This window comes from Streptomyces sp. NPDC087844 (assembly GCF_044742785.1).
GTDB lineage: Bacteria > Actinomycetota > Actinomycetes > Streptomycetales > Streptomycetaceae > Streptomyces.
In genome coordinates this window covers 106,241-127,761 of record NZ_JBIUVD010000015.1, presented here as the reverse complement: position 1 = coordinate 127,761, position 21,521 = coordinate 106,241, and the positions used below count along the sequence as shown (strand labels likewise).

Genomic DNA, 21,521 nt, shown 5'->3' with positions numbered 1-21,521 from the left:
CGCCAAAACCGGCCGCGCACGATGACCTCGTGACATCTGCCACCGATCCGTACCCCCACGCCCCCGAGGCCGTCGCCTCGCCGCCGCCCGCCGAGCCGGCCGCGCGGCCGGACAAGGCGCCCCGCTGGTCGCTGCCCGTGCTGGCCGCGATCCTCGTCCTGGCCGGCGTGCTGTACTCCTGGAACCTCTCCTCCTCCAGCCTGAACAGCTTCTACAGCGCCGCCGTGTTCAGCGGCACGCAGAGCTGGAAGGCGTGGTTCTTCGGCTCGCTGGACGCCGGGAACTTCATGACCGTGGACAAGCCGCCCTTCGTACTGATGGTGATGGGCCTGTCCTGCCGCGTCTTCGGGTACGGCACCTGGCAGATGATGCTGCCGCTGGTCGCCGCCGCCCTCGGCACGATCTGGATCGTGCACGCGTCCGTCAAGCGGGTCTGGGGGCACGGCGCAGCCGCCGTCGCCGCGCTCGTCCTCGCGCTCACCCCGATCACCGTCGCCATCAACCGCGACAACAACCCCGACACCCTGCTCGTGCTGCTGATGGTCGCGGGCGCCGCCCTGGCCCTGCGTGCCGTCCACAACGGCAAGCTGCTCCCGCTGGTCGGCGCGGCCGTGTGCTTCGGCTTCGCCTTCAACACCAAGATGCTCCAGGGCTACATCGCCCTGCCCGCCGTCTTCGCCGTCTACCTGTACGCGGCCCAGGGCGGCTGGGTCCGCCGGGTCCGCAACCTCGCCGTCGCCGCGGTCGCCCTCGTGGTGTCCAGCTTCTGGTGGGCCGCCGCCGTGTCGTTCGTGCCCGCCTCGTCTCGGCCGTACATCGGCGGCTCGACGGACGGCACCGCCTGGGACCTGATCATGGGCTACAACGGCCTCGGCCGCGTCCTCGGCGGCGAGGGCAACGGTGGTGGTGGAGGCGGAGGCGGAGGAGGCGGCTTCTCCGGGACCGCCGGGATCGGCCGGATGTTCAACGAGGTGCTGGGCGGCCAGATCTCCTGGCTCCTCCCCTTCTCCGCGATCGCCCTCGTCGGCGGCCTCGTCCTGCGCGGACGCGCCCCCCGTACGGACCTCACGCGCGCCGCGCTGATCCTGTGGGGCGGCTGGACCGTGCTGCACTACTTCACCTTCAGCCTCGCCGAAGGCACCATGCACCCGTACTACACGACCGCCCTCGCGCCCGGTATCGCGGCGCTGTGCGGAGGCGGCGGGGCGATGCTTTTGCGCGCCTTCCGCACCGGTGACGCCAAGCGCTGGTCCTGGGTGCTGCCCGTGGCGTTCGCCGCCACCGGCATCTGGGCCGTCGTCCTGCTGCGGCGCGCCTCCGGCTGGAACACCTGGCTGTGGCCGGCCGTCGCGGCGGTGATGGTCCTGGCGATCGTCGGGCTCCTTCTCTTCCGGTCCGGGCGCCGGACGCGCTTCCTCACCGGCGCCGTGGCCGCCGCCGTCGTCGCCTCCCTCGCCGGGCCCGCGGCCTACGCCGCCTCCGTGCCCGCGAGTTCGGGCGGCGGCATGAGCGGTACGAACCCGACGGCCGGCCCCACCACGGGTGGCGGCATGGGCGGCGGACCCGGCGGCGGTGGTGGCGGCCGGGGCGGCTTCCCCGGCGGCGGCCAGGCACCCGGCGGCCAGCAGCAAGGCGGGCAACAGGGCGGTGCGGAAGCCGGTGGCGAGGCCCCGGGCGGCGGCCAGACGGGTACGCCCCCCAGCGGAGCCCCCAGTGGCGCCCCGAGCGGCCAGCAGCAGGGCAGCGGCCAGCAGCAGGGCGGCACCCCGCCGAACGGCACCGGGGACACCGGCGAGCAGGGCGGCGACGCCCAGCCCGGTGGCGCGGGTGGCGGCATGGGCGGCGGCGGCATGGGCGGTGGCGCCGACAGCGCCATGACCTCCTACCTGGAGAAGCACCGCGACGGCGCCAAGTGGCTGGTCGCGGTGTCCAGTTCACAGAGCGCCGCCCAGATGATCGTCAGCACGGAGCAGCCCGTCATCTCGATGTGGGGCTGGTCCGGCAGCGACAAGGCCATGACCCTCGCCAAGCTGAAGGAGCTCGTGAAGAAGGGCGAACTGCACTACATCGTGCTCGGCGGCGGCGGCATGGGCGGAGGTGGCATGGGAGGCGACTCCGACAGCGTCAGCGCCGAGGTGACCACCTGGGTGCAGAAGCACGCGACGGCGGTGAAGGCGAGCGAGTACAGCAGCGCCTCCTCGGCCGACTCCGACAGCTCCTCGGCCGAGTCCTCCGACTCCCAGAACACCCAGTCCCTCTACCGCCTCGACGCCAAGGGCGTCAACTAGGGTCTCCCCTAAGCCAGTTGGGGAAAACCCTGGCACTTCGCAGCCCCTGGACCGGAAACGGCCGGGGGTTGCGTCGTATGCGAGAACGTCACACAAAAGACTCCTCCCCGTTACGCAACCGACCTCATGTCCATGCCACTCTCCCGATTGACCTACCTGTCAACACGCGTAGAACGCGGTCCCGTCACACCGGGCCCCGCGTCCCCGCGCGTGCCGTTCTCGGGAAAGGGCACCCCCATGTCCGTAACGCACGCAGGCAAGTGGAAGGCGCTGGCAGCCGGCGTCTCCGCCGTCCTCGTCGGCCTCACCCTCCCGACGGTCGCCGCGACCCCCGCCGCGGCCACCACCACCGCGTACGACGACACGTACTACGCGAACGCGATCGGCAAGACCGGCACGGCCCTGAAGGGCTCCCTGCACACGATCATCAGCAGCCAGACGAAGATCTCGTACGCCGCGGTCTGGGAGGCGCTCAAGGTCACCGATCAGGACCCGAACAACAGCAGCAACGTGGTCCTGCTCTACTCCGGCATCTCCCGCAGCAAGACGCTCAACGGCGGTGACGTCGGAGACTGGAACCGCGAGCACACCTGGGCCCAGTCGCACGGCGACTTCGGCACCTCGGCCGGACCCGGCACCGACCTGCACCACCTGCGGCCCGAGGACGTGCAGGTCAACAGCATCCGCGGCAACAAGGACTTCGACCTCGGCGGCAGCAGCTTCACCAACAGCGGCGGCAGCCTCACCGACTCGAACTCCTTCGAGCCCCGCGCCGCGGTCAAGGGCGACGTCGCCCGGATGATCCTCTACATGGCCGTCCGTTACGAGGGTGACGACGCCTGGGCCGACCTGGAGCCCAACGACGCCGTCACCAACGGCAGCGTCCCGTACCACGGCCGGCTCTCGGTGCTGAAGAAGTGGAACGAGGCGGACCCGCCCAGCACCTCCGAGACGCGCCGCAACGAACTGATCTACAGCAACTACCAGCACAACCGGAACCCGTTCATCGACCACCCGGAGTGGGTCGAGGCGATCTGGTAGACCGGCACGGTCAGCACCGAACCGACAGTGAGTGGCACTGAACTCCCGGTCACCAAAAGGGAGTTCAGTGCCACTTCTGTCCTCTCGGTTACAAATCCATGACATCGAAGCGCACAACCGGTGACGCCCCGATCGAGTCGAACCCAGTGAACGCGGCATTCCGCACGCAGAAGCGGAATGCGACGACCGAAGACTGACGACCGACTCGAAAGGCTCACGTATGTCCCGAGCACACCGCCGAACTCGTACCGCGCTCAGCGCGCCCCTGGCAGCGGCCGTGCTGCTCGCCGGAGGATTCGGCGCGATGGCCCTCACCGGCGCCTCGGCCCAGGCGGCCACCACGGCGGCCGACGCGGTGGCGGACGCGCAGGACGACTTCAACGGCGACGGCTACGCCGACCTGGTCGTGGGAGCCCCGAGCGCCACGATCTCCAGCAAGGCCAAGGCGGGCTATGTGGCCGTCACGTACGGCTCCGCCAGTGGTGTCTCCACCGCAAACAAGAAGCTCATCAGCCGCTCCACCAGCGGCGTTCCCGGTTCCGCCGTCGCGAGCGAGTACTTCGGGACCACCTTCACCAAGGGCGACCTGGACGGCGACGGCTTCAGCGACCTGGTGATCTCGGGCGGCAAGGCCGGCTCCGTCATCCTGTGGGGCTCCACCTCCGGACTCACCGGCGGCACGGCGATAGCCGGGTACGGGCAGTCCCCCACCGCCGGCGACTTCGACGGCGACGGCAAGACGGACCTCGCACTGTTCGAACAGGTGACCTCCTTCGGCGACGAGGCCCCCAGCAGCGCCGCCACCGTGTGGAAGGGCCCGATCTCGCGCGCCGGACAGCCCACCTCCACCCTGCCCGTCCTGGACAAGGCCGACTGGTGGGGCTACGACGCCGACGACGCGTCCTGCGCCACCAATGGCGGCTGCGAGGAGGACGGCGACTCGATCAGCGGTCCGTTCGCCTCCTCCGAGACCGGCGACGTCAACGGTGACGGAAAGGACGACATCGTCGTCTGGGATTACCAGGGCGACGGCGTCTGGGGCAACCGCCTGCTGCTCGGCGGCGGCGCGACGGGTTTCAAGCGCGGCTGGGTGCCCGGTGAGGCCGCCGGCAACAGGACGGGCACCGGCATCGGGGACGTCGACAACGACGGCTTCGACGACGTCGTGGTCGGCAACGACTGGGGCAGCGGCACCGTCAAGGTCGCGCTCGGTTCGGCCACCGGCCTGTCCGAGGACCGCGTCCAGACCTTCAACCAGGACAGCCCCGGCTTCCCCGGAGTCGAGGAGGAGGAGGACGAGATCGGCGCCTCGGTCTCGGTCGCGGACGTCACGGGTGACGGCTACGCCGACATCGCGCTCGGCATCCCGGGCGAGGACATCGGCGACCTCTACGACGCCGGCTCGATCGCCCTGGTCCCCGGCAGCGCCTCCGGCGCCACGGGTGCCGGGACGCAGGTCTTCCACCAGAACACCGCCGGTATTCCCGGAGTCGCCGAGAACAGCGACGAGTTCGGTGTGAGCAGCGCCCTGCTGGACCTCAACGGCGACGGCCATGCCGACCTCGCGGCCGGCTCCACGGCCGAGAACGAGCAGAACGGCGCGGTCTGGGTGCTGAACGGCACGGCGAGCGGCCTCACCGCCACCTCGTCCGTCGCGTTCGGCGCCGGTGACCTCGGCGCCCCCGCGACGGCCGCGCACTTCGGGTCGTACCTGCGCTGAGCGACTGGTCCACGGACATGACTGGTCCATGGACATGACGGTGGGGCGGCCAGGTGCCGCCCCACCCTCATGTTCAGCCCAGGTGCGTCGGCGCGAACATCCGCAGCAGGGCCGGCAGCACGACCACCGAGGGGCCGGGGGTGGCCAGGGCCTTGGCGAGGTCGGCGGCGAGGGTGTCCGCGGTGGTCCGTACGCCGGGGACGCCGAAGGACTCCGCGAGCGCCACGTAGTCCGGGCGGGTCAGTTCGGTGGCCGTGGACTGCCCGAAGGCGTCCGTCATGTACTCGCGCAGGATGCCGTAGCCGCCGTCGTCGACGATGAGCCAGGTCACGTCGAGGTCGTGCTGCCTGGCGGTGGCGAGTTCGGCGATGGAGTAGAGCGCGCCGCCGTCGCCCGAGACCGCGAGGACCGGGTGGGTGGGGTCGGCGACCGCGCCGCCGATGGCCGCGGGGAAGGCGTAGCCGAGGCCGCCCGCGCCCTGGGCGGAGTGCATGGTGTTGGGGCGGCGGGCGTCGAAGGCGGACCAGGCCCAGTAGGCGAGGATCGTCATGTCCCAGAAGCTGGCCGACCGGTCCGGCAGGGCTTCCCTGACAGCCGCCAGCACCCGCTGCTCCAGGGTGAGTTCCTGCGCGTCGATCCGCTCGCGGACGAGGTCGAGCACGGTCCGTACGCGCTCCGCGGCCGTCGCGTCCTGCCGCTGCTCCGTGATGGTTTCGAGCAGCGCCGACAGGGCGAGGCGGGCGTCCGCGTGGATGCCGAGGGCCGGGTGGTTGGACTCCAGTTTCCCGAGGTCGGCCTCGATCTGGATCACCCGGCCGCGGGGCTTGAACGTGTGGTAGTTCGAGGAGAGTTCACCGAGCCCGGAACCGACCACGAGGAGTACGTCGGCGTCCTCCAGGAAGTCCGTGGTGTGCCGGTCCTCCAGCCAGGACTGGAGCGAGAGCGGATGGTGCCAGGGGAAGGCGCCCTTGCCCCCGAAGGTGGTGACGACGGGCGCGTTCAGCCGCTCGGCGAGCTGCCTCAGCTTGCCCGACGCGTCGGCGCGTACGACTCCGCCGCCCGCGATGATCACCGGTCGGACCGCGTTGGCGAGCAGGTCGGCGGCCACGGCGGTCAGTTCGGGGCGCGGGGGCAGGTCGTGGGGCGCCGCGTCGACGGCCGTGACGGCGGGCAGGGCCGTCTCGGCGAGCAGCACGTCCTGCGGAATCTCCACCCATACGGGCCCGTGCGGGGCGGTGAGCGCCGATTCCCAGGCCTCGGCGATCGCGGAGGGGATCTGCGACTGCGTACGGACCGGGTGGACGGACTTCACCACGCCCCTGAACGAGGCCTGCTGGTCGGGGAGTTCGTGGAGGTAGCCGTGCCGGCCGCCGCCGAGTCCCGGGCCCGGGACCTGGCTGCTGATGGCGAGGACGGGGGCGCTCGCGGCTGCCGCCTCCTGGAGCGCGGCCAGCGAGGTCAGCGCGCCGGGACCGGTCGAGAGGAGCAGCGGGGCGGCCTCGCCGGTGATCCGGCCGTACGCGTCCGCCGCGAACCCGGCGTTGTTCTCGACCCGCAGGCCGATGTACGCGAGGTCGGAGCGGCGCAGCGCGTCGAACATGCCGAGCGCGTGCTGTCCCGGCAGCCCGAAGACGGTGGTCGCGCCGAGACCGGTGAGGGTCTCCACGACCAGGTCTCCGCCGTTGCGGCCGGGCGGCGGGTCGAGCGCGGCCTTCGTCTGCGCCGCGGTCGGGCGGAGCACCAGGTCGTGGTCGTGGGTCACTGCGCGCGGGCCTCTGCAATCTGGCGGGACATGATGGTCGTGAGCTCGTACGCCGTGTGGGACGCGGCGACCGAGGTGATCTCGGCGTGATCGTACGCGGGGGCGACCTCGACGACGTCCGCGGAGACCAGGTGGCAGGAGGCGAGGCCCCGCAGGATCTCCAGCAGTTCGCGCGAGGTCATGCCGCCCGCCTCCGGCGTCCCCGTGCCGGGCGCGTGGGCCGGGTCGAGGCAGTCGATGTCGATGGATATGTAGAGCGGGCGGTCGCCGATGCGCTGCCGGAGCTGGTCGGCCACCTCGTCGGCGCCGCGCCGGTAGATGTCGGCGGAGGTGACGATGCCGAAGCCCATCTTCTCGTCGTCGGTGAGGTCCTGCCGGCCGTACAGCGGGCCGCGGGTGCCGACGTGGGAGAGCGCCTCGGTGTCGAGGATGCCTTCCTCGACGGCCCGCCGGAACGGGGTGCCGTGGGTGTACTCGGCGCCGAAGTAGGTGTCCCAGGTGTCGAGGTGCGCGTCGAAGTGGAGCAGCGCGACCGGGCCGTGCCTGCGGGCGACCGCGCGCAGCAGCGGCAGCGCGATGGTGTGGTCGCCGCCGAGGGTCATCAGCCGGGCGCCGGTGCCGAGGAGTTCGTCCGCGGCGCCCTCGATGGTCTCGACGGCCTCGTTGATGTCGAACGGGTTCGCGGCGATGTCACCGGCGTCCGCGACCTGCGCGAGGGCGAACGGCGAGGCGTCCTGCGCCGGGTTGTACGGCCGCAGCAGCCGGCTCGCCTCGCGGATCGCGTTCCCGCCGAAGCGGGCCCCCGGCCGGTACGAGACGCCCGCGTCGAACGGCACACCGACCACGGCGACATCGGTGGTGCCGACCTCGTCGAGGCGGGGCAGCCGGGCGAAGGTAGCCGGTCCCGCGTAGCGCGGTACGCGGGAGGAGTCGACGGGTCCGCGGGGCGTCTCGTTGCTGTTCATGGACCGATGCTCTCTTTTCACGCGGTTCAGCGGTTCAGCGGTTCAGCGGTTCAGCGGGAAGGGAAACTTCGCGCTCTCGGTGGCCACCATGAGGTTAGGTGGCCGGAAAGCGGCACTGAAGTGTACGTTTCATCCACCGTCACCGGATCAGATGGAGGAAACGTCCACCATGCCGGACGCCGCCGTTCCCGCAGTCCCGCCCACCCCGCCGGTCCCGCTGGCCGCCCTGCTGGCCCGGGAGGACCTGGGGTTGCGGCAGATCGCGGGGCCGCGTGATCCGGCCACGGTGATCCACTGGGCGCACACCTCGGAGATGGCGGACCCGTACCCGTATCTGCTCGGCGGCGAGCTGCTGCTGACGGCGGGGGTGCACATTCCGGAGGTGGCGGGATCGCGCACGTACTTCGACGCGTACGTGTCGCGGATCGTCGAGGCGGGGGGTTCGGCGCTCGGCTTCGGGGTGGCGCCGGTGCACGACACGGTTCCACGGGCCCTGGTCGAGGCCTGCGACCACTACGGGCTGCCGCTCGTGGAGGTGCCGCCCCGTACGACCTTCTCGGGCGTGGCCCGGGCGGTCTGGCAGCTCATGGCCCAGGCGCGGCACACGGAGCTGCGCCGCGTCACGGAGGCCCAGCAGAGCCTGGCCGCGGCCGCGGCGCGCCCGGACCCGGTTCCGTCGGTGCTTCGGCAGCTCGCCCGGCGGACGGGGGGCCGCGCCGCGCTGTACGCGCCGGACGGCGGGGAGGTGGCTTCGGCGGGGCGGTTGCCGGGGCCGGAGGTGGAGGTGGGTGCGGCGTTGGCGGGGCTGGCGGCGGTGGTGCGGCCCGCCGGCCACGGCGGGGACGGCGGGGACGGCGGCGGTCCGGGCCTCGGTACCGGTCCGACGCCGTCCTCCGCCAGTGACACCGTGGCCGGTGTCCATCTCGCCGCGTACGCCCTCGGCACCGGCCAGGGCTTCGTCCTCGGCGTGGCCGCCGCCCGCCGCGATCCGGGCGACCACACGATCGCCTCCGTGGGCGCGGTGCTCCTCTCCCTCCTGACCGGGGAGCACCAGAGCGGTACGGGCGCGGCCCGCTCCTCGGCGCTCGTACGCGTACTGCTGGGGGCCGCGCCGGAAGAGGTCGCGCCGCTGCTGGACGGCGGTGAGCGGTGGGTGGTCGTGCACGCGCGGCCGGACGGGCCCGCGCCGGACGCCGTCGCCGCGTCGGCGCTCGGGGCGGCGCTCGGGTCTCCGCTGGTCGACGTGGACGGTGACGTCGTACGGGTCCTCGTCCCCGCGGGTCACCGTGAACCCGTCGCCCAGCCCGGCTGGACGTGCGGGGTGAGCGCGGCTGTCGTCCCGGGCGAGTGGCGGACCGGCGACATCCAGGCGGCGCGGGCCCTGTCCCGGGCGAGGGCGAGCCGCGCGGACCTGGTCCGCCACGGTGACCGGCCGGGCTTGGCCGGGCTCGTCCCGCCGGCCGAGGCCGCCGCCCACGCCCGTGCGGTCCTGGCCCCCATCGCCGGGAACCCCGCGCTCATGGAGACCCTCCGCACCTGGCTCTCCCTGCACGGCAGTTGGGACCGTACGGCGGTGGCGCTCTCGGTCCACCGCAACACGGTCCGCCAGCGGGTCGCGCGCTGCGCGGCACTCCTGGACACGGACCTGGACGACCCGGACACCCGAATGAACCTGTGGTTCGCGCTGAGCCACGCATGACCGCCTCAGGGGCTCCGCCCCCGAACCCCCGGTCCTCAAACGCCGGACGGCTGAAAACAGCGGGGCCGCGGCCCCGCCCTCCAGGGGCGCGAGGAACTGCGCGACCAGCCCCCACCCGCCCGCAGCCGACGACCGCCCGAGCTCGGGGCCCGGGGCGCAGCCCCGCCCTCCAGGGGCGCGGGGAACTGCGCGGCCGGCCTCCACCCGCCCGCAGCCGGCAGACAACCCGACCCGACCCCAAACCCCCGAGTGACTCAGATCCCACGGTTCGATACCCGGCACCACCCGGCGGAGCGCACCGGCAGAATGGGGGTATGCCGATACCCGGGACCCCCAGCCGCGCCGACCTCCTCGACCACCTCGTACAGACGCGTATCGCGGGCAATGTGGCCACCCCCCGCGAGAACAACCTCTCCCACTACCGCAAGCTGGCCAACGGCGACCGCAACTACTGGCTCGGTCTGGAGCTCGGCGACCGCTGGACCGACGAGCAGGACGTCCTCGCGGTGATGGCCGAGCGGTGCGGCGTGAACGACGACCCCGAGTACCGGTACGGCCAGGACACCATCGACCCGGAGCTGACCGTCGACGCGCTGGAGCGCATGGCGGGCCGCCTGCGCAAGGCCGCCGCCGGCAGACAGCGCGTGCTGTTCGCGACGGGCCACCCGGGCGGCCTGCTCGACGTGCACCGCGCCACCGCCGCCGCCCTGCGCGCCGCCGGCTGCGAGATCGTCGTCATCCCGGACGGGCTGACCACGGACGAGGGGTACGTCTTCCAGTTCGCCGACGTCGCGGTCCTGGAGCACGGCGCGACGCTGTGGCACACCCACTCGGGCGAGCCGATGCGGGCGATCCTGAAGGGCCTGGAGGGCGAGGGCCGCCCGCTGCCCGACCTGGTCGTCGCGGACCACGGCTGGGCGGGCTGCGCGGGCCAGCTGGGCGTGGACTCCGTGGGCTACGCGGACTGCAACGACCCGGCCCTGTTCCTCGCCGAGTCCGAGGGCACGGTCCAGGTGACCGTCCCCATGGACGACCACGTCACGAGCCCCCGCCACTACGACCCGATGACGGCGTACCTGCTGGACGCGGCGGGCCTCACCGGCAGCGAGTGAACTAGCGCGGGATCCGGACCACGCCCTCCTGGATCACCGTGATCGCCAGCCGCCCGTCCCGCGTGTAGATACGGGCCTGCCCAAGGCCCCGCCCCCCGGACGCGGACGGCGACTCCTGGTCGTACAGGAGCCATTCGTCGGCGCGGAACGGCCGGTGGAACCACATCGCGTGGTCCAGGGAGGCCCCGACGACGTCCCCGGTGACCCAGCCGCCGCGCCCGTGGGCGAGCAGCACGGAGTCCAGGAGCGTCATGTCGGAGACGTAGGTGGCGAGGCAGACGTGCAGCAGCGGCTCGTCGATCGCGCCGTCGAGCTTGCCGTTGGTGCGGAACCACACCTGCGAGCGCGGTTCACGCGGCCTGCCGACACTGGCGAACGGCGGCGCGTCGACATAGCGCAGGTCGACGGCGGCCCGCGCCTCCAGCATCCGCTGCGCGACACCCCTGTCCCCGTACGCCTCCAGGTACCGCGGCAGCATCTCGGCCGTGGTCTCCAGGGTCTCCGGGTCGGGCGCGGGCGGCATGTCGGCCTGGTGGTCCATGCCCTCCTCGTACGTCTGGAACGACGCGGAGAGGTGGAAGATCGGCTGGCCGTGCTGGACGGCGACCACCCGGCGGGTCGTGAAGGACCGGCCGTCGCGGATGCGGTCGACGGTGTAGACGATGGGCGCGCCCGGGTCCCCGGCACGCAGGAAGTAGGCGTGCAGCGAGTGGGCGGGCCGGTCCGCGGGGACCGTGCGCCCCGCGGCGACCAGCGCCTGCGCCGCGACCTGTCCGCCGAAGACACGCGGGACGACGGCGAAGCGCGACTGGCCGCGGAACATGTCCTGCTCGATCCGCTCAAGGTCGAGCAGATCGAGCAGTCCCTCAAGTGCCTGACTCATGCGTCAGTTGTACCGTGCAGTCGTTTCCCGGATGTTTTCGCGAGCCCTACAGGCCCATGTTCTTGGCGATGATCGACTTCATGATCTCGCTGGTGCCGCCGTAGATGCGGTTGACGCGGTTGTCCGCGTACAGGCGGGCGATCGGGTACTCGTTCATGAAGCCGTAGCCGCCGTGCAACTGGAGGCAGCGGTCGATGACGCGGTGCGCGACCTCGGTGCAGAACAGCTTCGCGGACGCGGCCTCGGCCGCCGAGAGCTCGCCCTGGTCGAGGGCCTCCAGGGCACGGTCGGCGACCGCCTGCGCGGCGTCCACCTCGGCCTGGCAGGCGGCCAGCTCGAACTTGGTGTTCTGGAAGTGCGAGACCGGCTTGCCGAAGACCGTGCGCTCAAGCACGTACTCCTTGGCGAAGCGGACGGCCGCCGCGGCCTGGGCGTACGCGCCGAAGGCGATGCCCCAGCGCTCGGAGGGCAGGTTGCCGCCGAGGTAGTGGAAGCCCTTGTTCTCCTCGCCGAGCAGGTCCTCGACGGGCACCTTCACGTCGACGAACGCCAGCTCGGCGGTGTCGGAGGTCTTCAGTCCGAGCTTGTCGAGCTTGCGGCCCACCGAGTAGCCCTCGGCCTTGGTGTCGACGGCGAAGAGGGAGATGCCGAAGCGGCGGTCCTCGGCCGTGGACGGGGAGGTGCGGGCGCAGACGATCACGCGGTCGGCGTGCACGCCACCGGTGATGAAGGTCTTGGCGCCGTTGAGGACGTAGTGCGAGCCGTCCTCGGAGAGCTTCGCGGTGGTCTTCATGCCCGCGAGGTCGGAGCCGGTGCCCGGCTCGGTCATCGCGAGGGCCCACATCTGCTCACCGGAGACGAACTTCGGCAGGAAGCGCTTCTTCTGCTCGTCGGTGGCGAGCGCCTTGATGTAGGGCAGGCCCAGCAGCACGTGCACACCGGAACCGCCGAAGGAGACACCCGCGCGGGCCGTCTCCTCGTACATCACGGCCTCGAACTTGTACGAGTCGATGCCCGCGCCGCCGAACTCCTCGTCCACGCGGATACCGAAGACGCCCAGCTCGGCGAGCTTGTAGTAGAAGTCGCGGGGCACCTGGCCCGCCGCGAACCACTCGTCGTAGACCGGTACGACCTCGGCCTCGATGAAGGCGCGCAGGGTCTCCCGGAACGCCTCGTGATCCTCGCTGAACACCGTACGGCGCACCGCCGCCACCTCCGCCTGGCTCAAGTTTCCGTGTCTACGCGCATGTCTGGGCGCAAATCCAAGCACCTGCCTAAGCGCTTGCTCAGGCCTACGTTACCGGCCGGTCACGACCATCGTCCAGACCAGGACCCGCAGGCTCCCCGAGACGCTCGTCACGCCCCGGCCGCTCCGGACGCCCCCGCGGCCGCGAACGCGCCCCTCGCCATACGGTGCAACAGTTCCGCCGTGCCCGCCCGTCCGGGCAGCGACCCGGACCGCCCCAGGTGCGGCGTGGAATTCAGCAGCCCGAAGACCGAGTGCACGGCCGAACGGGCACTCGGCTCGGCCAGCGCGGGATGGATCTCCCGCACGACCTCGACCCACAGCTCGACGTACTGACGCTGCAGCTGCCGTACGAGCTTGCGGTCGGTGTCCCGGAGGCGGTCCAGCTCGCGGTCGTGCAGGGTGATCAGCGGGCGGTCGTCGAGCGCGAAGTCGATGTGCCCCTCGATGAGCGAGTCGAGGAGCGCCTCCGGGCTCCCGTCGGACTCCGCCACGCGGAGCTTGCCGCCGGTCAGCAGCTGCTCACTGATCCCCACCAGCAGCTCGGCGAGCATCGCGTCCTTGCCTGCGAAGTGGCGGTACAGGCCGGGCCCGCTGATGCCGACCGCCGCACCTATCTCATCGACACCGACCCCGTGGAAGCCGCGTTCGGCGAAGAGCCGGGCGGCTGCACGGAGGATCTGCTCGCGGCGGGTGGGGGCGTCGGTTCTGGTGGCCATGGAAGCAATTCTAGACAGGATGGTTAGCGCTCGTTAACCTGAACGAAACGCGTTAACGCTCATTAACTTGGTTCATTGACCGGGCACACCGGGTGAGGGGACCGCAGGATGCACGAGGCACCGGAGCTCCACAGCGCGGCCGATCCCGCGTCGGAGGCCTGGCGGACCAACGAGGCGGCACACCGCGCCCTCGTCGACGAGCTGCGGCGCAAGCTCGCCGCGGCGCGCCTCGGCGGCGGCGAGCGGGCCCGCGCCCGGCACACCGCCCGCGGCAAACTGCTGCCGCGCGACCGTGTGGACACGCTGCTCGACCCCGGCTCACCGTTCCTGGAGCTGGCCCCGCTGGCGGCCGACGGACTGTACGAGGGACAGGCCCCGGCGGCGGGCGTCATCGCCGGCATCGGCCGGGTCGCGGGCCGCGAGTGCGTGGTGGTCGCCAACGACGCCACGGTCAAGGGCGGCACGTACTACCCGATGACGGTGAAGAAACACCTGCGCGCCCAGGAGGTGGCGCTTGAGAACCGCCTCCCCTGCGTCTACCTGGTGGACTCGGGCGGCGCCTTCCTCCCGATGCAGGACGAGGTCTTCCCCGACCGCGACCACTTCGGCCGGATCTTCTACAACCAGGCCCGGATGTCCGGCGCCGGCATCCCCCAGATCGCGGCCGTCCTCGGCTCGTGCACGGCCGGCGGGGCGTACGTCCCGGCGATGAGCGACGAGGCCGTCATCGTGCGCGGCCAGGGCACGATCTTCCTCGGCGGTCCGCCCCTGGTGAAGGCCGCGACCGGCGAGGTGGTCACGGCGGAGGAGCTGGGCGGCGGCGAGGTCCACTCCCGGGTCTCCGGCGTCACCGACCACCTGGCGGAGGACGACGCGCACGCGCTGCGGATCGTACGGACGATCGTCTCCACCCTCCCCGACCGCGGCCCCCTGCCCTGGTCGGTCACGTCCGCCGTCGAGCCGAAGGTGGACCCCGCCGGGCTGTACGGCGCGGTGCCGGTCGACTCCCGCACCCCCTACGACGTACGCGAGGTCATCGCGCGCGTGGTGGACGGCTCACGCTTCGCGGAGTTCAAGTCCGAGTTCGGCCAGACCCTCGTCACCGGCTTCGCCCGCGTCCACGGCCACCCGGTCGGCATCGTCGCCAACAACGGCATCCTGTTCTCCGAGTCCGCCCAGAAGGGCGCCCACTTCATCGAGCTGTGCGACCAGCGCGGTATCCCGCTGGTCTTCCTGCAGAACATCTCGGGCTTCATGGTGGGCCGCCGGTACGAGGCCGGGGGCATCGCCAAGCACGGCGCCAAGATGGTGACCGCGGTGGCCTGCACCCGCGTACCGAAGCTGACGGTGGTGGTCGGGGGGTCCTACGGCGCGGGCAACTACTCGATGTGCGGCCGGGCGTACTCCCCGCGCTTCCTGTGGATGTGGCCGAACGCCAAGATCTCCGTGATGGGCGGCGAGCAGGCCGCGTCGGTCCTCGCGACCGTCAAACGCGACCAGTTGGAGGGCCGCGGCGAGTCCTGGCCGGCGGAGGACGAAGAGGCCTTCAAGGACCCGATCCGCGCTCAGTACGAGACCCAGGGGAACGCCTACTACGCCACGGCCCGGCTCTGGGACGACGGCGTGATCGACCCGATGGAGACCCGGCAGGTACTGGGTCTGGCCCTGACGGCCTGTGTGAACGCGCCACTGGGCCAGAAGGATCAGACACAGCCCCAGTTCGGCGTCTTCCGGATGTAATCGGCGTCTTCCGGATGTAAGGGGACGGATCGTGAGGGGACCCAGGACAATGTTCGACACGGTATTGGTGGCCAACCGGGGCGAGATCGCCGTCCGGGTCATCCGGACACTGCGGTCGCTGGGCGTGCGCTCGGTGGCCGTCTTCTCCGACGCGGACGCCGACGCCCGGCACGTACGCGAGGCGGACACGGCGGTACGGATCGGCCCGGCGCCGGCCGCCGAGAGCTACCTCTCGGCGAAGCGCCTGCTGGAGGCCGCCGCCCGAACCGGCGCCCAGGCGGTGCACCCGGGCTACGGCTTCCTGGCGGAGAACGCGGACTTCGCGCGAGCGTGCACGGAAGCCGGCCTGGTCTTCATCGGCCCCCCGGCGGACGCCATCTCCCTCATGGGCGACAAGATCCGCGCCAAGGAGACGGTGCGGGCGGCCGGGGTCCCGGTGGTGCCGGGTTCGTCGGGCAGCGGGCTGAGCGACGCCGAACTGGCTTCCGCGGCCGGGGAGATCGGCATGCCGGTACTCCTCAAACCCTCGGCGGGCGGCGGCGGCAAGGGGATGCGCCTGGTACGGGACGCGACGCTGCTGGCCGACGAGATCGCCGCCGCGCGCCGCGAGGCCCGCTCCTCCTTCGGCGACGACACCCTCCTCGTGGAGCGGTGGGTCGACCGCCCCCGGCACATCGAGATCCAGGTCCTGGCGGACGGCCACGGGAACGTGGTGCACCTCGGCGAGCGCGAGTGCTCCCTCCAGCGCCGGCACCAGAAGATCATCGAAGAGGCGCCGAGCGTGTTCCTCGACGAGAGGACGCGGGCCGCGATGGGTGAGGCGGCCGTCCAGGCGGCCCGCTCCTGCGGCTACTCGGGCGCGGGCACGGTCGAGTTCATCGTCCCGGGCGACGACCCGGCCTCGTACTGCTTCATGGAGATGAACACCCGCCTCCAGGTGGAGCACCCGGTGACCGAGCTGATCACGGGCCTGGACCTGGTGGAGTGGCAGTTGCGGGTGGCGGCGGGCGAACGGCTGGGCTTCGCCCAGTCCGACGTCACTCTCACCGGTCACGCCGTGGAGGCCCGCATCTGCGCGGAGGACCCCGCACGCGGCTTCCTGCCGTCCGGCGGCACGGTCCTGCGCCTGTACGAGCCCCAGGGCGACGGCATCCGCACCGACTCGGGCCTCAGCGAGGGCACGGAGGTCGGCTCGCTGTACGACCCGATGCTGTCGAAGGTGATCGCGTACGGCCCGGACCGCGCGACGGCCCTGCGCCGCCTGCGCGGAGCCCTCGCCCGGACGGTGACGCTGGGAGTGCGGACGAACGCGGCGTTCCTCCGGAACCTGCTGGCGCATCCGGCGGTGGTGGCGGGAGAGCTGGACACGGGGTTGGTGGAGCGGGAGGTGGAGGGGCTGGTCTCGGGGGAGGTTCCACCGGAGGTGTACGTGGCGGCCGGCGTCCTGCGCCAGGCGGCTCTCACCCCCTGGGGGCTCCGCCCCCGGACCCCCGATCGGCCTGAACGGCCTCGTCCTCAAGCGCCGGACGGGCTGGGTGGGTGGACGGATCCGTTCTCGGTCCCGAGCGGGTGGCGCCTGGGCGGCGAGGCGGCTTGGACCGTGCACCACGTGCGGGTGCCGGGCCACGACGCCGTGACCGTCCGCGTACGGAGCACGGGGTCGGGTTCGGGTTCGGGTTCGGGTTCGGAGGTCAGGCTGGGCGGCGTCGGCGACGCCACCGTTCCTCCCGGGTCCGGCGCCGCGACCCGCAGCCATCGGGTGTCCGAGGGCTTGCCCCCTCACGCGGCGCAGCCGCACATGTCACAGCCGGGAAGGGGCGGGGACGGGGAAGAGGAAAGCCTTTCCACCCTCACCCTCCACCTGGACGGCCAGACCCACACCTTCCACCACGCCGGCACCTGGCTGGGCCGCGACGGCGACGCGTGGAACGTGCAGGACCACGACCCCGTCACCGCCTCCCTCACCGGCGCCGCGCACGCCGACGCGGACTCCCTCACCGCCCCCATGCCCGGCACGGTGACCGTCGTGAAGGTGGCCGTGGGGGACGAGGTGACCGCCGGTCAGAGCCTGCTGGTCGTGGAGGCGATGAAGATGGAGCACGTCATCTCCGCCCCGCACGCCGGCACCGTCACCGAACTGGACGTCACCCCGGGCACGACGGTCGCCATGGACCAGATCCTGGCCGTGATCGCGCCGCGCGAACCGGCGGCAGCGCAGGAGGAGCAGGCATGACGCCCCCCGAACTCGATCCCGAACTCGGTCCCGTGGTCGGCCTCCCCATGGCCGTACCGGCCGCAGCCGCCGAAGGCCTCCCCGCCCGGGTCCGTATCCACGAGGTCGGCCCGCGCGACGGCCTGCAGAACGAGAAGTCGACCGTCCCGACCGCGACGAAGGCCGAGTTCATCCACCGCCTGGCCGCCGCGGGCCTCACCACCATCGAGGCGACGAGCTTCGTCCACCCCAAGTGGGTCCCCCAACTGGCGGACGCGGAGCGGCTGTTCCCCCTCGTACGGGACCTGGGCACCCCCAGCGGCACAGCGGCTCTCCCCGTCCTCGTACCGAACGACCGCGGCCTGGACCGCGCCCTGGCCCTCGGCGCGACCCGTATCGCGGTGTTCGCCAGCGCCACCGAGTCCTTCGCCAAGGCCAACCTCAACCGCACGGTGGACGAGGCCCTGGCCATGTTCGAGCCGGTGGTCGCACGGGCCAAGGCCCAGGACGCCCACGTGCGCGGCTACCTCTCCATGTGCTTCGGCGACCCGTGGGAGGGCCCGGTCCCGGTCCCCCAGGTCGTACGGGTCTGCCGAGCCCTGCTCGACATGGGCTGCGACGAGTTGAGCCTGGGCGACACGATCGGCGTGGCGACCCCGGGCCACGTACGGGCCCTCCTCACCGCACTCAACGCCGAGGGAGTGCCGACGGCGGCCCTCGGCGTGCACTTCCACGACACCTACGGCCAGGCCCTCGCCAACACCCTGGCCGCACTCCAGCACGGCGTGACGACCGTGGACGCGTCCGCGGGCGGCCTCGGCGGCTGCCCGTACGCGAAGAGCGCCACCGGCAACCTCGCCACCGAAGACCTCGTGTGGATGCTGACCGGCCTCGGCATCGACACCGGTGTCGACCTCGGCCTCCTCACCGCCACAAGCGTGTGGATGGCCGGACAACTGGGCCGACCCAGCCCGTCCCGCACCGTCCGCGCCCTCTCCCACAAGGAGTGACCCGCATGCCCCTGGACCACCGACTCTCCCCCGAACTCGACGAACTCCGGCGCACGGTCGCGGACTTCGCCCACGACGTCGTGGCCCCGAAGATCGGCGACTTCTACGAACGGCACGAGTTCCCGTACGAGATCGTCCGCGAGATGGGCCGAATGGGCCTGTTCGGGCTGCCGTTCCCGGAGGAGCACGGCGGCATGGGCGGCGACTACCTGGCGCTGGGCATCGTCCTCGAAGAACTCGCCCGGGTGGACTCCTCGGTGGCGATCACCCTGGAGGCGGGGGTCTCGCTCGGCGCGATGCCGATCCACCTCTTCGGGACCCCGGAGCAGAAGGCGGAATGGCTACCCCGCCTCTGCTCGGGCGAGTTGCTCGGCGCGTTCGGCCTCACCGAGCCCGACGGCGGCTCGGACGCGGGCGCGACGCGCACGACGGCCCGCCTGGACGAGGCGACCGACGAATGGGTGATCAACGGCAGCAAGTGCTTCATCACCAACTCGGGCACGGACATCACGGGCCTGGTGACGGTCACGGCGGTGACGGGCCGCAAGCCCGACGGGGGGCCACTCATCTCCTCGATCATCGTCCCGTCCGGCACCCCCGGCTTCACGGTCGCCGCCCCCTACTCGAAGGTCGGCTGGAACGCCTCGGACACCCGCGAACTGTCCTTCACGGACGTCCGGGTCCCGGCCGCGAACCTGCTCGGCACCGAGGGCCGCGGTTACGCGCAGTTCCTCCGCATCCTGGACGAGGGCCGCATCGCGATCGCGGCCCTGGCGACGGGCCTGGCCCAGGGCTGCGTCGACGAATCCCTCAAGTACGCGAAGGAGCGCCACGCCTTCGGCCGCCCGATCGGCGCGAACCAGGCGATCCAGTTCAAGATCGCGGACATGGAGATGCGGGCCCACACGGCCCGCCTGGCCTGGCGCGACGCGGCTTCCCGCCTGGTGGCGGGCGAACCGTTCAAGAAGGAGGCGGCCCTGGCGAAACTCCACTCCTCCACGATCGCCGTCGACAACGCCCGCGACGCCACCCAGATCCACGGCGGCTACGGCTTCATGAACGAGTACCCGGTGGCCCGCATGTGGCGGGACTCCAAGATCCTGGAGATCGGCGAGGGCACGAGCGAGGTCCAGCGCATGCTGATCGCACGGGAGTTGGGCCTGCCGGGCTGACCCGCCGCACGCCGCAGGTGACGCCCTCGGCATAGGCTTCGCCTCATCGGCGGCAGCGGTCGCACAGCCTGCTCACAGCGACCTCAACCGGCCGCCCCGGGCGTTTCAGCAGGTGGAACCCTCCGCCTGGACACGAGCTGAGGTTAGGCTAACCTACCTTCGCATCTGTCCGGTGGATCATCCGCCCTGTTCGAAAGCAGCCACGCCATGCCCAACGCCCGCGCCACCCACCTCACCCGACGCGGCATCCTCGCCGCCGGCGGAGCCGTCGGCCTCGGTGCCGTGCTGGCCGCCTGCGGTGACGACGACCCGAAAAGCGGTGGCTCGGCGGACGGGACGAAGGCCGCCGCCTCCGGCCCCTGGACGTTCAAGGACGACCGCGACGAGACCGTGAAGCTCGACAAGGTCCCGGCGAACATCGTCGCGTTCACCGGTGTGGCCGCCGCCCTGTTCGACTACGGCATCGAGGTCAAGGGCGTCTTCGGCCCGACCAGGACCGAGGACGGCAAGGCCGACGTCCAGGCCGGCGACATGGACGTCAGCAAGCTGACGGTCCTCGGCAACGTGTACGGCCAGTTCAACGTCGAGAAGTACGCGACGCTCGCCCCGGACGTGCTGCTCTCCACGATGTTCGACGACGCCGGCACCCTCTGGTACGTCCCCGCGGAGTCCAAGGACAAGATCGCCAAGCTCGCCCCGAGCGTCGGGATCTCCGTCTACGACCGTCAGTTGCCGGGGCCGCTGGAACGCATGCTCGCGCTCGCCGAGTCGCTGGGCGCGGACGTGAAGGCCGCCAAGACCGTCGAGGCGAAGAAGAACTTCGAGAAGGCCGCCGAGCGCCTGCGCGCCGCCGCCAAGGCCCGCCCGGAGATCAGGGTCCTCGCCGGTTCCGCGAGCCAGGACATCTTCTACGTGTCCGGCTCGAACCTCTCCATCGACCTGGAGTACTTCAAGGCCCTCGGCGTGAACCTCGTCGAGCCGCCGGCCAAGGTCCTCAAGGCCAGCGGCGGTTGGTTCGAGAACCTGAGCTGGGAGAACGTCGACAAGTACCCGGCCGACGTCATCATCATGGACGACCGCACCGCGACCATCCAGCCCGCCGACATCACCGAGGCGACCTGGAAGAAGCTGCCCGCCGTGAAGGCCGGCCAGGTCATCGGCCGCACCCCCGAGCCGATCCTCTCCTACGACAAGTGCACCCCCATGCTCGACAACCTCGCCGAGGCCATCGAAAAGGCCAAGAAGGTCGCCTGAGTTCTCGCAACTGGGGGCGCGGGGAACGACGCAGCCCTCCGCCTTCGCCCTTTAAGGGGCGCGGGGAACGGCGCGATCCTTTCGCCGTCGCCCCCAGGGGCGCGGGGAACTGCGCGGCCAACCCCCACCGGCCCGCAGCCAACACACAACCCCGCCCCGCGCCCTCACCTCCCGTGGAGTACGGCGAGGGCTGGCGCCAGGCCTGGATCGACACACCCGAGGACGTACGCGCGGTCATGCGCTCGTACACGCTCCGCGCCCTGCGCCAGGACGCACACGGATCCACCACCGAGATCGACATCGCCTTCGTCCTGCACGGCACGGAGCCCGGCGCCGCCACCCCCGCGGGTCCGGCCTCACAGTGGGCGGCCGGCGCCGCCCCCGGCGAGGCCCGCGTCTGGCTGGAGGTCCCGCACACGGGTGACAGCCACGCCCCCCTCACCGCCGCCGGAGTGGACGCCGAGATCACCTGGCTCGTACGCACTCGACCGCACGCGGGTCACGTTCGTCGGCTACTGGCGGCGCGGGCTGAGCGAGGAGCAACCGCGCGCGCAGGCAGCGGGATCCGCCGCGTGACGCAAAGAGAGGCACGCGTCACAGCGTGATGGCCGAGAAGTGCTCGCACAGCAACTTAGGTTAGGCTAACCTAAGTTCATCGCAGCCCCCCACGTCACACATCTGCGCCCGTCCCTCTCCTG

15 protein-coding genes and 1 pseudogene are annotated in these 21,521 nt (G+C 71.7%); 11 read left to right on the top strand and 5 right to left on the bottom strand.

Annotation, left to right across the window (positions count from 1 at the left end; genetic code table 11):
• Positions 1 to 29: 29 nt before the first annotated feature.
• The 3 genes from ACIOKD_RS26960 (at position 30) to ACIOKD_RS26950 (ending at position 5,049) form a co-directional block, all read left to right on the top strand.
• Positions 30 to 2,288 (top strand): ArnT family glycosyltransferase, encoded by a 2,259-nt coding sequence (locus ACIOKD_RS26960; RefSeq protein ID WP_402089016.1) that lies wholly within the window; start codon positions 30 to 32, stop codon positions 2,286 to 2,288.
• Between the two features lie 237 nt (positions 2,289 to 2,525).
• Positions 2,526 to 3,329: an endonuclease I family protein gene (locus ACIOKD_RS26955; protein WP_402089013.1), complete on the top strand. Its 804-nt coding sequence runs from the start codon at positions 2,526 to 2,528 to the stop codon at positions 3,327 to 3,329.
• Between the two features lie 220 nt (positions 3,330 to 3,549).
• Entirely contained in the window at positions 3,550 to 5,049 is a 1,500-nt protein-coding gene (locus tag ACIOKD_RS26950) for an FG-GAP and VCBS repeat-containing protein (protein ID WP_402089010.1), read from the top strand.
• A gap of 73 nt (positions 5,050 to 5,122) precedes the next feature.
• Here the strand turns inward: ACIOKD_RS26950 and ACIOKD_RS26945 are convergent, their stop codons facing one another.
• The gene (locus ACIOKD_RS26945) at positions 5,123 to 6,811 is read right to left on the bottom strand and encodes a thiamine pyrophosphate-binding protein (RefSeq protein ID WP_402089007.1); all 1,689 of its coding nucleotides are present in this window, start codon (positions 6,809 to 6,811) and stop codon (positions 5,123 to 5,125) included.
• Positions 6,808 to 7,776: an agmatinase gene (speB, locus tag ACIOKD_RS26940; RefSeq protein ID WP_402089004.1), complete on the bottom strand. Its 969-nt coding sequence runs from the start codon at positions 7,774 to 7,776 to the stop codon at positions 6,808 to 6,810. Before speB ends, ACIOKD_RS26945 begins: the two co-directional genes overlap by 4 nt.
• A gap of 169 nt (positions 7,777 to 7,945) precedes the next feature.
• On the opposite strand from speB, the gene ACIOKD_RS26935 reads away from it, so the two are divergent.
• Both ACIOKD_RS26935 and ACIOKD_RS26930 read left to right on the top strand, forming a co-directional pair.
• Positions 7,946 to 9,475 (top strand): PucR family transcriptional regulator, encoded by a 1,530-nt coding sequence (locus ACIOKD_RS26935; RefSeq protein WP_402089001.1) that lies wholly within the window; start codon positions 7,946 to 7,948, stop codon positions 9,473 to 9,475.
• Positions 9,476 to 9,789: 314 nt separating this feature from the next.
• Positions 9,790 to 10,587, top strand: coding sequence for a phosphatase (locus ACIOKD_RS26930; protein ID WP_402088997.1), 798 nt, complete (start codon positions 9,790 to 9,792; stop codon positions 10,585 to 10,587).
• Between the two features lies 1 nt (position 10,588).
• Here ACIOKD_RS26930 and ACIOKD_RS26925 read toward each other — a convergent pair whose 3' ends face one another.
• The 3 genes from ACIOKD_RS26925 to ACIOKD_RS26915 all read right to left on the bottom strand — a co-directional run bounded on the left by ACIOKD_RS26925 (position 10,589) and on the right by ACIOKD_RS26915 (position 13,435).
• A complete protein-coding gene (locus tag ACIOKD_RS26925) occupies positions 10,589 to 11,470 on the bottom strand; it encodes an acyl-CoA thioesterase (RefSeq protein WP_402088994.1) in 882 nt (293 codons plus the stop codon).
• Positions 11,471 to 11,516: 46 nt separating this feature from the next.
• Complete coding sequence (locus ACIOKD_RS26920) at positions 11,517 to 12,674, bottom strand: acyl-CoA dehydrogenase family protein (protein WP_402089301.1); 1,158 nt, start codon at positions 12,672 to 12,674, stop codon at positions 11,517 to 11,519.
• Between the two features lie 152 nt (positions 12,675 to 12,826).
• Complete coding sequence (locus tag ACIOKD_RS26915) at positions 12,827 to 13,435, bottom strand: TetR/AcrR family transcriptional regulator (RefSeq protein ID WP_402088991.1); 609 nt, start codon at positions 13,433 to 13,435, stop codon at positions 12,827 to 12,829.
• Between the two features lie 108 nt (positions 13,436 to 13,543).
• Between ACIOKD_RS26915 and ACIOKD_RS26910 the strand changes: the two genes are divergently transcribed.
• The 6 genes and pseudogenes from ACIOKD_RS26910 to ACIOKD_RS26885 all read left to right on the top strand — a co-directional run.
• The gene (locus ACIOKD_RS26910) at positions 13,544 to 15,175 is read left to right on the top strand and encodes a carboxyl transferase domain-containing protein (protein ID WP_402088987.1); all 1,632 of its coding nucleotides are present in this window, start codon (positions 13,544 to 13,546) and stop codon (positions 15,173 to 15,175) included.
• A gap of 49 nt (positions 15,176 to 15,224) precedes the next feature.
• Positions 15,225 to 17,408 (top strand): acetyl/propionyl/methylcrotonyl-CoA carboxylase subunit alpha, encoded by a 2,184-nt coding sequence (locus ACIOKD_RS26905; RefSeq protein WP_402088984.1) that lies wholly within the window; start codon positions 15,225 to 15,227, stop codon positions 17,406 to 17,408.
• Positions 17,405 to 18,397, top strand: a complete 993-nt coding sequence (locus ACIOKD_RS26900) for a hydroxymethylglutaryl-CoA lyase (protein WP_402088981.1) — start codon at positions 17,405 to 17,407, stop codon at positions 18,395 to 18,397. Before ACIOKD_RS26905 ends, ACIOKD_RS26900 begins: the two co-directional genes overlap by 4 nt.
• Before the next feature lie 11 nt (positions 18,398 to 18,408).
• Positions 18,409 to 19,569 carry an acyl-CoA dehydrogenase family protein gene (locus tag ACIOKD_RS26895; RefSeq protein ID WP_402089299.1) on the top strand — a complete coding sequence of 387 codons (1,161 nt, stop codon included), beginning with the start codon at positions 18,409 to 18,411 and terminating at the stop codon, positions 19,567 to 19,569.
• A gap of 207 nt (positions 19,570 to 19,776) precedes the next feature.
• Positions 19,777 to 20,823 carry an ABC transporter substrate-binding protein gene (locus ACIOKD_RS26890; RefSeq protein WP_402088978.1) on the top strand — a complete coding sequence of 349 codons (1,047 nt, stop codon included), beginning with the start codon at positions 19,777 to 19,779 and terminating at the stop codon, positions 20,821 to 20,823.
• Positions 20,824 to 20,984: 161 nt separating this feature from the next.
• Positions 20,985 to 21,399: pseudogene (locus ACIOKD_RS26885) on the top strand (siderophore-interacting protein); the annotation flags it as partial.
• Positions 21,400 to 21,521: the final 122 nt, after the last annotated feature.